The organism is Pelomonas sp. Root405 (genome assembly GCF_001425165.1).
GTDB lineage: Bacteria > Pseudomonadota > Gammaproteobacteria > Burkholderiales > Burkholderiaceae_C > Pelomonas.
The window spans coordinates 621,626-634,440 of record NZ_LMDU01000011.1 but is presented as its reverse complement, the minus strand read 5'-3'; the positions used below and the strand labels follow the sequence as shown (position 1 = coordinate 634,440).

The 12,815-nt window shown below is 67.2% G+C and carries 9 protein-coding genes; 5 read left to right on the top strand and 4 right to left on the bottom strand.

The window, feature by feature from the left end; all coding sequences use genetic code 11:
- Positions 1–273: 273 nt before the first annotated feature.
- The 3 genes from ASC81_RS12540 to ssb all read right to left on the bottom strand — a co-directional run bounded on the left by ASC81_RS12540 (position 274) and on the right by ssb (position 2,196).
- Positions 274–999, bottom strand: a complete 726-nt coding sequence (locus ASC81_RS12540) for an RES family NAD+ phosphorylase (RefSeq protein ID WP_200946803.1) — start codon at positions 997–999, stop codon at positions 274–276.
- Positions 999–1,373, bottom strand: a complete 375-nt coding sequence (locus tag ASC81_RS12535; RefSeq protein ID WP_056267291.1) for an antitoxin Xre/MbcA/ParS toxin-binding domain-containing protein — start codon at positions 1,371–1,373, stop codon at positions 999–1,001. Before ASC81_RS12535 ends, ASC81_RS12540 begins: the two co-directional genes overlap by 1 nt.
- Before the next feature lie 259 nt (positions 1,374–1,632).
- Positions 1,633–2,196 carry a single-stranded DNA-binding protein gene (gene ssb / locus ASC81_RS12530; RefSeq protein ID WP_056267289.1) on the bottom strand — a complete coding sequence of 188 codons (564 nt, stop codon included), beginning with the start codon at positions 2,194–2,196 and terminating at the stop codon, positions 1,633–1,635.
- Positions 2,197–2,352: 156 nt separating this feature from the next.
- Here ssb and ASC81_RS12525 point away from each other — a divergent pair, with 156 nt between their 5' ends.
- The 3 genes from ASC81_RS12525 to ASC81_RS12515 are packed head-to-tail and all read left to right on the top strand — an operon-like array spanning position 2,353 to position 5,032.
- Positions 2,353–3,444 (top strand): sensor histidine kinase, encoded by a 1,092-nt coding sequence (locus tag ASC81_RS12525; protein ID WP_056267286.1) that lies wholly within the window; start codon positions 2,353–2,355, stop codon positions 3,442–3,444.
- The gene (locus tag ASC81_RS12520) at positions 3,441–4,184 is read left to right on the top strand and encodes a LytTR family DNA-binding domain-containing protein (protein ID WP_056267284.1); all 744 of its coding nucleotides are present in this window, start codon (positions 3,441–3,443) and stop codon (positions 4,182–4,184) included. Before ASC81_RS12525 ends, ASC81_RS12520 begins: the two co-directional genes overlap by 4 nt.
- A complete protein-coding gene (locus ASC81_RS12515; protein WP_056267281.1) occupies positions 4,181–5,032 on the top strand; it encodes a head GIN domain-containing protein in 852 nt (283 codons plus the stop codon). Before ASC81_RS12520 ends, ASC81_RS12515 begins: the two co-directional genes overlap by 4 nt.
- Before the next feature lie 24 nt (positions 5,033–5,056).
- Here the strand turns inward: ASC81_RS12515 and ASC81_RS12510 are convergent, their stop codons facing one another.
- Positions 5,057–5,971: a PEP-CTERM sorting domain-containing protein gene (locus ASC81_RS12510; RefSeq protein WP_082536468.1), complete on the bottom strand. Its 915-nt coding sequence runs from the start codon at positions 5,969–5,971 to the stop codon at positions 5,057–5,059.
- 182 nt (positions 5,972–6,153) lie between these two features.
- Here ASC81_RS12510 and ASC81_RS12505 point away from each other — a divergent pair, with 182 nt between their 5' ends.
- Both ASC81_RS12505 and ASC81_RS27010 read left to right on the top strand, forming a co-directional pair.
- A complete protein-coding gene (locus ASC81_RS12505) occupies positions 6,154–11,238 on the top strand; it encodes an alpha-2-macroglobulin (protein WP_235533637.1) in 5,085 nt (1,694 codons plus the stop codon).
- Positions 11,235–12,767 (top strand): hypothetical protein, encoded by a 1,533-nt coding sequence (locus tag ASC81_RS27010; RefSeq protein WP_156392037.1) that lies wholly within the window; start codon positions 11,235–11,237, stop codon positions 12,765–12,767. Before ASC81_RS12505 ends, ASC81_RS27010 begins: the two co-directional genes overlap by 4 nt.
- Positions 12,768–12,815 lie beyond the last annotated feature (48 nt).

Here is a 12,815-nt window from a genome sequence, read left to right as displayed (position 1 = left end):
TCCGCGATCGGGTGGAACACGCAATGTCCCCAAGACTCGCCACTCGGTGCGTGCGCCTCGCGAGTGCACGACGCGGGAGACTGTCGACTGGCCCGGGTGCTCAGTTTCCATATCGGCCGGCGGCTGCCAACTAATCAGGCGCGCCGTTCTTGCGAACATGACCCGCTGATGAAGACTTCGTCACGGCCCGCCCATAGCTGAACGCGGGCTTCATCTACGACACGCAGACCGGTGACTCCGGCGGCTGCACGAGCGTATCTGCTGCTGCGAATGCTAAAAGTCCCAGCTATAGGTCGAACCGCTGTCCTTGTGGGTAACGATGACGCGGCTGCGGGTTGCGCTGCAAATCCATTCCTGCAGATCGTAGGGCGGGGCGGTGCGCAGCGCGCGCGGGCTCACAACCGCAGCGCAGTGCGTCCCGGGGCAGCGCACCGACTCATAGCGAATCCATTCGATGCCATGAACGCGCGCTTCGGCGGCGACCGCCTGCGTGCCGCTGTAGTCGGCGCCATCTATCCACCGCGCGCGTCCTGCGTGCCAGGGTGGTTCGGTCAGGTTCATGGCCAAACCATGGATGTGGGTCTGAAACAGGGTGTGCAAGGTCAGCAGTCCGCTGGCATCTTTGGCCAAGCCTGCCGAATCCAGAATGAAGCGGTGACGCCAATAGGCCAACTCAGCGCAGACGGTCTCAACCGATGCGGCGCCGTACCAGATGCCTGCTTCGTTGGGCCGCCGGAAGCGCGACGGATAGGGGGAGGTGTACCGAAACGGCGTAAAGAGCAGGTAGTGCAGCCCCTCGCAGCCTTCGGGCAGCGGGGGCTTCGACGCTTCCAGCATTTCCTCTAGCGCGTCGTGCTCCGCGCCCGAGTCGACAAGTCGCCAAGTGGCGACTTGCGCCTGGCGTTCGACGCCGCGCCAAGCCGTCATTTCCGCCGGTGCGCAACGCTGGAACCAATCAGCGTCCCAAGCAAACGGTGCTTCTGCCGGTCCGGTTGTCATCAGATTGGGGCGCGCATGCCGTCCAGATAGGCCAAGGTGCGCGCTAGCCCCTCGGCCGTCACGATGAGTGCTGCGGGCACGCCGTTGAGAGCGGCGTTGTGCGACGTCATCCAGGTCTGACGCTTGGCCGCATCTCCGCCAACCAGTGCGTCAAGTGAACGGAACACGCGCACCAGCATCAGGCTGAGCTGGCCCTCCTTGGAGGCGGGGTCAATGCCGCGTTCGCCCCGCAAGATGCGGGACACGGTCGGCTCGCTGAACCCGACGACTTGCGCCAGCGTACGGCCATTCAAGCCCAAGGCCTCGGCTGCGCGCTGCGTGGCTTTGCCAAGCACATGGCTGCGGTCGACTTCCATCGCGGGACTGATTTGCATCGCCTTCCTTAGACTCTCTCGATTTCTCAGGAAAGATTGTTATCGAAAAGCAGATATTTTTGTGGGAAGCGTCGTAACAAAGCCGCCACGGGTTCAAAGCGCTATTGGCATGCACCTGGCCGCCAAGTACTGATCCCGCGACACCGCCGGGACTGCTACGAACTCTGCGTGCAGGTCACCAATGCCGTGCGAGCAGGGAGCAAACAAAAAGGCCCGTGGCGTTTCACACCACGGGCCCGTTGTTCGCGTGAAGTCCGTTTTAGAACGGAATATCGTCATCCATATCATCGAACCCCGTTGACGCCTTGGGCGCCGCAGCCGGCGCACGCGGAGGCGCCGGGCGCTGAGCCGCTGCCGGACGCGCCGCTGGACGGGCACCGCCACCGCCCTCGTCATCGCCGCGACCGTAGCCGCCGCCACCACCGCCAGCGCCAGCACCACCACGGGCGTATCCGCCCCCGCCGCCTTCATCCCCACCGCCCTGGCCGTCACGGCCGCCGAGGAGTTGCATTTCCTGGGCAATGATTTCCGTCGTGTAGGTGTCCTTGCCTTCCTTGTCCTGCCACTTGCGGGTCTTGAGGCGGCCTTCGACGTAGAGAGGGCGGCCCTTCTTGACGTACTCGCCGACGATCTCGGCGAGGCGGTCGTTGAAGACGACGCGGTGCCATTCGGTCTCTTCCTGGCGCTCGCCGGTCTCGCGGTTCTTCCAGTTGCGGGTCGTCGCCAGGCTGAGGGTGACCCAGGCGCCGCCGCTGGGGTTGTAGCGGACCTCGGGGTCCTTGCCGACGTTGCCGATGAGGATGACTTTGTTGACGCTGGCCATGACGCTCGCCTGAATTCGATGGGGAAGGGGCGAATTATGCCGAGCGACCTGTCCCAATTCGTCAGCAACACCCCGCAGACCGCATCCCGCACCCTAGGGCCTGCACTTCGTCTCCCCGCCCGTCACCAGGCTGGCTGCCCTCCCTAAGATGAAGCCATGAACCCGCCCAGCCACCGCCACAGCAACCGCCGCCTCTGGTTGGCGTACGCCGGTGGCTGCGCGCTGGCCTGGTGCCTGTTCGTGCTGGCCGGCAGCGAGTTCGATCGCGGGCTGGATCCGTTCTGGCTGGCCGTCTACCAGGCCACGACCATGCTGTGGGCGCCGATGTTGCTGGGTATCGCCGTGTGGCCGGTGGCTCGCCTGCTGCATGGCAGTGATGCCGGCCCGGCCGCCGCCGCGCTGGCGCACTGGATCGCGGCGCTGTCGTTCTCGGCGCTGTGGCAGGTGGGGGAGTTCGCCGTCAACGCCGTGCTGTTCGGCACCGACCATGCCGGCGCCGTGCTGCTGGCCGGGCTGCTGTGGCGCTCGGTGTGGGGGGTGGTGGTGTACGCCGCCATTGCCACCGCCTTCACGGCCGTGCTGCAGGCGCGCGCGGCGCGCGCGGCGGCGGTGGCCACGGCCCAGGCGGAGAGCGCACTGGCCAAGGCCGAGCTGTCGGCCATCAGCGGCAAGCTCAACCCGCATTTCCTGTTCAACACGCTGAACTCGCTGATCGCACTGACGCGAAAGGACCCGGCCGCCGCCGAGGCCGCGCTGCTGAAGTTCTCGTCCATGCTGCGTTATGTGCTGGACACCAAGCGCGGCGCCGAGGACCGCGTGATGCTGTCCGACGAGATCGACTTCCTGCGCGACTACCTTGCGCTGGAAGCCCTGCGCCTGGGCACGCGGCTGCGCGTGGACTGGGACCTGGAGGAGCGCGTGCTGGCCGACGAGTTGCCGCCGCTCACACTCCAGCCGCTGGTCGAGAACTCCATCCTGCACGCCGTGGCGCCGCGCAAGGGCGGGGGCCGCGTGACGATCAGCGCGCGCCGCAATGCGCTCAACCAGGGGCTGGACCTGGCCGTGGCCGACGATGGCCCGGGCTGCGAGCCCGAGGCGCTGGAACCCCAGCCCGGCCAGCGCCGCGGCGTGGGCCTGGCGGCGCTCAAAAAGCGCTTTGCGCTGGACTACAACGGCCAGGCGCGCCTGCGCATCCACACCGCCCCCGGCGCGGGCTTTCGCGTCGATTTGTTTATCCCGCAGACATGAACATGACCACTGTCCTCATCGCCGAAGACGAACACCTGGCTGCCGACGCGCTGGCCGATTGGGTCAAGGCCACGCCGGGCCTGCAGCTGGTTGCCGTCTGTGAGGACGGCGACGACGCGCTGGCCAAGATCCGCGCGCTCAAGCCCGGCCTGGTGCTGACCGACATCCAGATGCCCGGCCTGACCGGCCTGCAGGTGGTGCAGGCGCTGCAGGGCGATGCGCACCAGCCGCGCATCATCTTCACGACGGCGTATGACCAGCATGCGCTGACCGCCTTCGAGCTGCACGCGGTGGACTACCTGCTCAAGCCCTTCTCGCGCGAGCGCTTCGACGAGGCCGTGCAACATGCGCTGCGCGATGCCGCACCCAGCACCGCGGACGTCGCGCAGGCGCTGGGCGCCCCGCATGACGCACCGCTGACGCGGCTGCTGGTGCGTGACCAGGGCAAGATCTTTCCGCTGCAGATCAGCGACATCGAGTGCCTGCGCTCGGACAACAAGTACACCGCTATCACGGCCAAGGGCCGCAGCTTCCTGGTGCGCCTGCCGATTGCGGACTTCGAGTCCCGGCTGGACCCCGCGCGCTTCCTGCGCGTGCAGCGGGGCTGCATCGTCAACCTGGACTTCGTCGACAGCATGACGCCCGACGAGAACTCGCAGCTGGTCGTGCAGCTGCGCGACGGCACGCGCATCACGGCCAACCGCGAGGTGTCCAAGATGCTGAGGGAGCAGTCGCTATGACGCTGATGCGCCTTTTGCCGGTGCTGCTGCTGGCGACGGGCCTGGCCGGCGCCCAGCCCGCGCCGCCCGCAGCCGCTGCGCCGGCCGCGCCGTCGGCCCAGCCGGCGCAACCGGCCTCACCACCCCGGCCCCATTTGCAACCGCGACCGCTGCCGCTGCCTCACCCTGCGCCGGTGGTCCGCCCCGCGCCGCCTCTGCCGCCGGCCGGCGAGGGCAGGGTCTATGCGCCCGGCCCGTTCGACCGCCTGGAGCTGGCCGGCGCGGCGCGCGTTGTTCTCGTGCAGGGCGACCGGGATCAAGCCTTCATCGCCGGCGACGAGGAGGTGCTCAAGAGCGTCGAAGTCGAACTGGTCGACCGTCAGCTCGTCATCCGCCCGGCCGGTGGCTGGAAGTTCTGGCACAGCAGCAAGCTGTTCGTGCAGGTGGAAATGCGCGAGCTGCGCCAGCTTTCGCTGACCGGCGCGAGCGACGTGCACGCGCCCGGGCCGCTGCGCTGCGACCAGCTGCTGCTCAGCATCAGCGGCGCAGGCGTGGCGCGGCTGGACCAGCTGGACGCGCGCCAGATCACCTTTGCGATCTCGGGCGCAGGCGACGGCCGGCTGGGGGGGCGCGTGGATGACCTTGCGCTGCAGATCTCCGGCAAGGGCAAGGTCTCGGCCGAGCGCCTGCAGGCCCAGCGGGCCCGCGTCAACGTCAGCGGCATCGGCAACGTGGCCCTGTGGGTCACCGACGACCTGGCGGCCCACATCTCCGGCATCGGCTCGGTCGATTACTACGGCAACCCCGCGGTGCAGCGCTCGGTGTCGGGCATGGGCTCGATCAGCGCGCGTGGCGCACGGCGGCATTGACGCCGCGCTGCGACCGGGCAGCGCTTACGTCGAGGTCGGCCGGGCCGCGCGGCGGCAACGCCAGCCGGCGACAAGGCCGCCCACGGCCATCAGCCACAGCGTGGACGGCTCCGGCACCGGGGCGAAGGACTTGGTCCAGTCCAGCCCGGAGGGCGATGAGACGCTGAACAGCGACAGGTCTGCCGGCACATACAGGCCGGAGTTGGGGTCGAGCACGGAGATCGCGGAGATGCCGTTCCAGTAGGAGGAGTGCCCGAAATCCGCGGTCGCCGAGCCGGCGGCGCTGAAGCTGCACTGCAGGTCGGTGCCGCCGCAGTCGACCTTGTGGGTGTGCAGCCTGAGGCGCTCGATGACCGTGAAGACCGAACCCAGCGTGATGTTGGCCGTGATCTCGTGGATGCCCGAGTAGTACAGCGGGCCGCCGGCGACGGCGCTGACGTTGGCCACCGGGAAGCCGCCCGGGAAGGCCGGATTGGAGTTCGCCGTCCACGTGCCCAGAAATGAATTGGTGTTGCTGCCCACGCCGAAGAAGAAGTCCACCGAGCCGTAGCCGCCGCCGGTCGGGTCGATCAGGCCTTGCAGCGTGACGCCCATCTTGACCTTGGCCTGCATGCCGTTGAAGCCGGCGGAGCTGATGGTGATGTCTTCCCCGTAGGAAGCACCGGCATGGGCGTCGCCGATGCTGTTGCCGGCGCCGCCGAAGCTGGAGGCGTAGAGCTTGATGACGCCCAGCTGCACCGAGGCGTCGGCCGTGGCGCCGGCGCCATTGCCGCTGGCGGATGACGAGGAGCTGAACGTGCCGGTGTCGAGGTCGACAAACGGCGGGTCGGTCGCCTTGCCGAGGGCACTGGCCGATGTGTTGGCAATCGTGGACGCTGCGGTGGCCGCGAAGGCGCAGCCGAGGGCCGTCAGGCCCACCAGGAGGTGTCGGAATTTCATGGAACCTCTCCTTGACTGCCCGGCGAACTTCCGAGCTCAGGGCGTTCTACGCCCGTGCGGCAAGGGGGTCAATCGATGCGAGGCGGTTCCCCCTAGGACGCCGAGCCACCGGTTGAGGATGAAACGGCGGGTCCAGCGCCACGCTGGGCTGTCCCTAAACTCCGCGCCACATAGCGGGGGAGATGGACATGGTCGCTTGGAAGAAGGCCGTCACGGCACTGGTGGGCGTGGGCGTGTTGGCAGGCGCGGGTTGGTGGGCCTGGCAACGTCAGTCCGAGCCCGGCCTGCCGAGCAGCGCCGAGATCGGCGGCGAGCAGGCGGCCTTTGCGCTGCTGGACTGCAAGGCGCGGCTGTTCGACGGATCGCCGGCCATCGCGCTGAGCTTCACGCAGCCGCTGGATGCCAAGCAGGATTTCGGCGCCCTCGTCACCGCGCAGGAAGGTGCTGCGCCGACCGTGGAAGGCGACAAGAAGACACCGCCGCCGGCCACCAGCTTCAAGCCGCTGCCTGCCCGCTGGGTGCTGGGCGACAACCCGCGCGTGCTCTACCTTCCCTTCGTCACGCCGGACCGCAGCTTCAAGTTCGCCTTCAACGCCGACCTGGCCGCGCGCGGCGGCGCCAAGCTGGCGACCGCGCAGGCCTGCGACGCTGTCAGCGAGGCCATGCCCGACAGCTACTACTTCGCCAGCCGCGGCCTGGTGCTGCCGGCCGGCCAGAACGGCGGCCTGCCGGTGGTGACCATCAACACGCCCGAGGTGGACGTGCAGTTCCTGCGCATCAAGCCGGCGTCGCTGCCGGCTTTTTTGGAGCAGGTGGGCGGCCGGCGTGATCGCGGCAATGTCGACGCCAATGCGGGCGAAGAAGAGGGCGAGGGCGCCTACTACGACGGTTACAGCGACAACCAGCGGCGACTGAAGGGGACGGTCGGCGGCTGGGCGCTGGACGAGCTGCGCGCGATGAGCGACAGCGTCTACCTCGGCCGCTTCACGACCGACACGCGGCCCAACCGGCGCAACGTCAGCTTCCTGCCTGTAGAGGGCATCAAGGAGCTGCAGGAGCCCGGGATCTACGTGGCCGTCATGAACCAACCCGGCCGCTTCGGCTGGGACTACCAAGTCACGCATTACTACGTGACCGACATCGGCCTGCACCTGCGCCGGCATGCGTCGCAGATCGACGTCTTCACCACCTCCCTGAAAAACGGCCGCGCGCTGCCGGGCATTGAGCTGAGCCTGGTGGATGAGAACGGCAAGGCCATCGGGCAGGCGCAGACCGACAACGACGGTCATGCGGTGTTCACTGGCAAAACGGACAAGGCGCGCGCGGTGCTCGCGCGGCGCGGCGGCAAGGAGATGTCCGTCCTGTCGCTGCGCGATGCGGCGCTGGACCTGAGCGAGTTCGACGCCACCGGCCACCCGTCGCGCAGCAACAAGCTCTTCGTCTACGCGGGCCGCGACCTTTACCGGCCGGGTGAGACGTTCCAGCTCTCGCTGCTCGCGCGCGACGCCGATGGCAAGCCGCTGCCCAAGCCATTGCCCGTCACGCTGACAGTCAAGAAGCCCGATGGCAGCAAGCTGGTCGAGCAGCTCGTTCAACCCGGCAAGGTGGGCGCCGGCTACTACCAGCAAGCCATCACGCTCCCGGCCGATGCACCCACCGGCGGTTGGACCGTGCAGGCCCGCATCGACCCCGGCGCCAAGCAGCCGGATGCGCAATGGGCCTTCAAGGTCGAGGAGTTTTTGCCGGAGCGCACGAAGCTCACGTTGACTGCGCCCGAAGCCACGCTGACCGGCAGCGAGGGCGTGACGGTGGACGTGCAGGGCGACTATCTGTACGGCGCGCCCGCCGCGGGCAACCGGCTGCAAGGCAGCGCGTACTCCGAGCGTCTGGTGATGCCGCTGCCGGCCAAGCTGCCGGGCTTCGTCTTCGGCGACCTGGCCGACGACAAGGCGCGCAATCGGCAGGACCTGGAAGAGCAGGCGCTGGACGACGAGGGCAAGGCGAGCGTGGACATCGCGACCGCCTTCGGCGAGCGCAAGTCGCCAATGAAGCTGCGCGCTGCCTTCAGCCTGCTGGAATCGGGCGGTCGCCCGGTCGTGCGCACGCTGGAGCGCAACTGGTGGCCGGCGCCCGTGCTGATCGGCGCGCGCCCGCTGTTCGACCGCAATGTGTCGCCCGAGAACGGCCTGGCCGAATTCGAGCTGGTGCGCGTGGACGCGGCCGGCAACTTCAAGCCGGCCAAGCAGGTGCAGCTCAAGCTGATCTACGAGGAACGCCAGTGGTATTGGCGTTATGACGACGGCCGTGGCTGGCACTCGGGCTTCAACGTGACGGAAGAACTCGTCGAGGCGCGCACGCTGGCGCTGACCCAGCGCACCAAGGTCGCGCTGCCCGTGCGGTGGGGCCGCTACCGCCTGGAGGTGAGCGACCCCGATACCGGCCTGTCGCTGCGTTATGGCTTCTACGCGGGCTATGGCGCGCAGGACGCCGACGACATCGGCAACCGGCCGGACCGCGTTCAGTTGCAGCTCAAGGGCGCGCCCTTCAAGCCGGGCGATGTGGCCAAGCTGGCCATCAAGCCGCCGCACGACGGCGAGGCCATCGTCACGGTGGAGGGCGACCGCGTCCTGTGGACCAAGCGCCTGGCCGTGAAGGCCGGTGGCACGGACATCGAGATTCCGGTCGATGCGAGCTGGGCGCGGCATGACCTCTACATCACCGTGGCCGCCTTCCGCCCTGGCAGTGAGGGCGACCGCGTGACCCCGGCGCGTGCGCTGGGCCTGGTGCACCTGCCGCTGACGCGCGAGGACCGCAAGCCCAAGGTGGCGCTAACCGTGCCGGCCAAGACGCAGCCATCCGTGCCGCTGCCCGTCAGCGTCAAGGTGCCGGCTCTGGCGGGCAAGGCGGCAATCGTGACCGTCAGCGCGGTCGACGTCGGCATCTTGAACATCACCAACTACAAGACGCCCGACCCGCAGGACTTCTTCTTCGGCAAGCACCGCTACGGCGCCGACATGCTGGACCTGTATGGCCGCCTCATCGAGAAGATGGAAGGCAACACCGCCAAGCAGCGCTTCGGCGGCGACGCCGGCAAGCGCGACACGCAGAGCATGCCGCGCAAGGTGCTGCTGGTGGACCTGTTCAGCGGCCCCGTGCAGTTGGACGCCAAGGGCGAGGCGACGATTCAACTCAAGCTGCCCGACTTCAACGGCACGCTGCGCGTGATGGCCGTTGTGAGCAGCGCCGACAGCTACGGCTCGGCGCAGGCCGACGTGCTCGTCGCGGCGCCGCTGGTGGCCGAGCTGAACATGCCGCGCTTCGTGTCGCCCGGCGACAAGGCGACGATCGCGCTGGACGTGACCAATCTCAGCGGTGCGCCGCAGGAGGTGAAGGTGTCGGTCACGTCGAGCGGGCCCGTGCGCATCACGGGGTCGGCCGAGCCGATGCAGCTCGCCGACAAGCAGCGCCAGATCCTGCGTTTTCAGGCTGAGGCGCTGGATGCGTATGGGCTGGCGCCGATCGAGGTGAAGGTCAGCGCGGGCGCCCTCAACCTCGTGCGCGAGGCCGCGCTGCAGGTCCAGCCCGCCACGCCGCTGGTGCGCGAGAGCCGCCGCATCCGCCTGGAGCCGGGTGCCACGCAGGCGCTGGACAAGGCGCTGCTCGATGCCTTCTGGGCCGGATCGGCCAGCGTTGCCCTGAGCGTGTCCAACACCCCGCCCATCGACATCAAGGACCAGGTGCGCGGGCTGCTGACCTACCCCTACGGCTGCCTGGAGCAGACGACGTCGAGCGCCTACCCGCTGCTCTTCATCGATGACGAGGCCGCCAAGCGCTGGGGCCTGACGCCCGTGCCGCGAGAAGAGCGCGCCAAGCGGCTGGACGGTGCCTTCGCCCGCATCGCCAGCATGCAGCAGCCGCGCGGCGGTTATGGCCTGTGGGCGGCCAGCGGGTCGTACGAGGGCTGGCTCTCCGCCTATGTGACCGGCTTCCTGCAGGACTCGCGCGATGCCGGTTTCGTGGTGCCCGAGGCCATGCTCAAGCGCTCGCTGGACAACCTGCTGGAGCAGTTCCAGCGCAGCCCCGCGCAGCAGACCACGCCGGCCAAGGCGCCGCGGCGCGACGACAAGGGCCGGATCGCCGACTGGCGCGACGCCGAGACGCTGCGCCTGGCCCACCAACGCTTCGCCGAAGCCGCGCACGCCGGCTACATCCTCGCTCGCGAGCAGAAGGCGCCGCTGGCCACGCTGCGCACGCTGCACGACCAGTACCGCAGCCATGCGCTGTCGCCGCTGCCTCTTGTGCAGCTGAGCCTGGCGCTCAAGCTGATGGGCGACGAGAACCGCGCAAGGCAAGCACTGGACGATGCGATGCAGCGGCCTTACGGCTACCAGCCCGATGACCCCAACAACTACTGGGGTCAATGGCTGGGCGACTACGGCAGCAAGGTGCGCGACCGGGCGCTGGCCTATGCGCTGCTGCTGCGCCACAAGGTCGCGCATGAGAAGCGCGAGAACCTGCTGTTTGACCTGGCTGAGGACTTCCAAAGGCGCAACTACTACTCCACGCAGGAGCGGCTGTCGCTGTTCCTCGCTGTGCAGGCCGCGACCAATGGCGCCGGCAAGGACGACGGCTGGAAGACCGCGTTGACCGTCGGCACCAAAGCCGACGCCTGGGCCGGCAGCGGCGTTGGCCAGCAGACCTTTGCGCTGGCCCAGCTGAAGTCCGGCATTGCGCTGAAGAACGACGGCGCAGCGCCGCTCTACCTGGATGTCACGGCCCAGGGCTACCCGACCAAGCCGCTGCCGCCGACCAGCGACCGCATCTCGGTCGAGCGCGCGATGTTCACGACCGACGGCAAGCTGGTGACGGCGAAGCAGTTCACCACCGGCGAGATGTTCATCGTCCGCCTGCGCGTGAAGGCCGCGCAGGCCATCAAGGACGGCCTGGTCGTCGACCGCATCCCGGCCGGTTTCGAGATCGAGAACCTGAACCTGAGCCAGGGACCCAAGGCCGGCGAATTCACGGTGGAGGGCGTCAACATCGCCCAGGCCAACGCGAACGAGCGCATCGTGCATACCGAGTACCGGGACGACCGCTTCGTGGCCGCCGCACAGTTGGGGCAGCCGCTGGAGCTGTTCTATCTGGTGCGCGTGGTGACGCCGGGCAAGTACGTGGTGCCGGCGACGTTTGCGGAGGATATGTATCGGCCGGAGGTGAGGGGGATCGGGAAGGCGGACGGGGAGATTGCGGTGGTGGAAAAGAAGTGAAGGCGCAGCGGGTATCTCCAACTGGCAAGTCTGACGCGGCGGTTCACGCACCCAAAGCCTTCTTTACTTGCGGGCTGTTGGCCTCTAGCGCGGCTAACGCGGCTGCGCCGATCTATTTCGACCTTGGCGGACTCGTCCTGGCCGCGTTCTTTGTGGCGGTTGCAGTCGTCCTGGGAGTCGCGTATGCAGTTGGTGGGGGGAAGGGCGTTGGGGCGGCGATCATTTTGGGCGGCGCTTACCTCGGTTGGTGGGCCATCCAGATCAGCGGGGACGCTGAAACTCAGCGTTCGCTGAACGATTGGAGGCGCTCTGCGCGGGAGGCATGCGAAGCCGAATACGCGACGCTTCCGAAAGTCATTGAAACCACGAATGTCGTTGACACCACCGTTAGTCTCGCGAGGACAGGACTTCTCCAGTTATTTTCCGAGCGCGGACTGGAATTCGTTGAGGTCAAGGTCGCGGAGGAACCTTTCAGAGCGAAGGCGATCTTCCGTGAAGACTGTTGCAACTCGGGCTGGGTAAGAGCGGGCTGGACGCAAAAGCCGTATGTGCGGTTGAAACTTGGCAAGACCTCAGATTCAACTTGCCATCCCGAACTTACAGCGCCCTCTTGGCAGGCGGCCCCTTTTCTGCCAAACACCTGCCTGTTGGCGGAAGAAATCGATCAGCCTTCCGCGGCAGTCCGGCTTGAGGAGTTGGGCGCCAAGGACAACGAGCCACGGGGGCACGGTTGGGTCCGGGTAGTTGACGCGAAAAGCGAGCAGGTACTTGCGCAACTAACCTCAAGCGCGGTGGCTGGCTATGGCTTGGGGGATCGCCTGAGCCGGCCCGGTCAACCGCCTAGATCTTCCCGTTGCCTCGCGCCACACTACCTACTTGCGGACTTGTTGCGAAACCCCCGCCGTGCGCCACCGCGCTCCCAAACGCAAGTTTTATCGGAGGTCGGCATTCAACCCAATACCGCGCTGAGCGAAGTGGCAACCCGCGCTTCGGAGTGGCCAACATTGCGGGCCTCAGGTCAAGCGGTGTACCTCAGCAAGGAAGAGGAGTGGAACATCTTCAACTCGTCGATTCGATTAGAGGAGTGGACGGAACATATTGAGAACGCGAAACGCAATGCCGACGGCATCGCCCCCCACGGCCACCAACTGATCGATCTCGGCGAGGCGACGCTCATCCGACTTGATTCGGGGAACGAGGGGCACTTAAATTGGTGGACGCATGCTGCATTCAACGGCTTCTTTGTCATGAAGCGGGAAGGCGTTGATGGAAAACGACTGCTGGCTCGCTTCACGCGCCAGGGCCAGCTGGAGTGGGTGGTATCTATCGCTGCAGAAGACGGCCTATCTACGCGCCGAGACGAACCTGCGCTTGATTTCAAGGGCGCAGCTGTTGAAGGGGGTGATCTGGTGTTGTACGGCCGTGGGCAGCTTGTACAGCCGAAAGAAAAGGGACCAGCCGACTCTTACGCTGTTACGGCGTTTCGAATTCCGGTGGAGCGCCTGCCGCCGATGAAAGACTATCCCTAACGAAGTCGGTTGGTGAACGGTGTGAGCTCAACGTTTCTGGCCGCCGAG

Bases quoted from the DNA above. Each gene is read 5' to 3' on its own strand.
- ASC81_RS12535 (WP_056267291.1), bottom strand. From the start codon at position 1,373: ATGCAAATCAGTCCCGCGATGGAAGTCGACCGCAGCCATGTGCTTGGC.
- ASC81_RS12505 (WP_235533637.1), top strand. From the start codon at position 6,154: ATGGACATGGTCGCTTGGAAGAAGGCCGTCACGGCACTGGTGGGCGTG.
- ASC81_RS12520 (WP_056267284.1), top strand. From the start codon at position 3,441: ATGAACATGACCACTGTCCTCATCGCCGAAGACGAACACCTGGCTGCC.
- ASC81_RS12510 (WP_082536468.1), bottom strand. From the start codon at position 5,971: ATGAAATTCCGACACCTCCTGGTGGGCCTGACGGCCCTCGGCTGCGCC.
- ssb (WP_056267289.1), bottom strand. From the start codon at position 2,196: ATGGCCAGCGTCAACAAAGTCATCCTCATCGGCAACGTCGGCAAGGAC.
- ASC81_RS12540 (WP_200946803.1), bottom strand. From the start codon at position 999: ATGACAACCGGACCGGCAGAAGCACCGTTTGCTTGGGACGCTGATTGG.
- ASC81_RS12515 (WP_056267281.1), top strand. From the start codon at position 4,181: ATGACGCTGATGCGCCTTTTGCCGGTGCTGCTGCTGGCGACGGGCCTG.
- ASC81_RS12525 (WP_056267286.1), top strand. From the start codon at position 2,353: ATGAACCCGCCCAGCCACCGCCACAGCAACCGCCGCCTCTGGTTGGCG.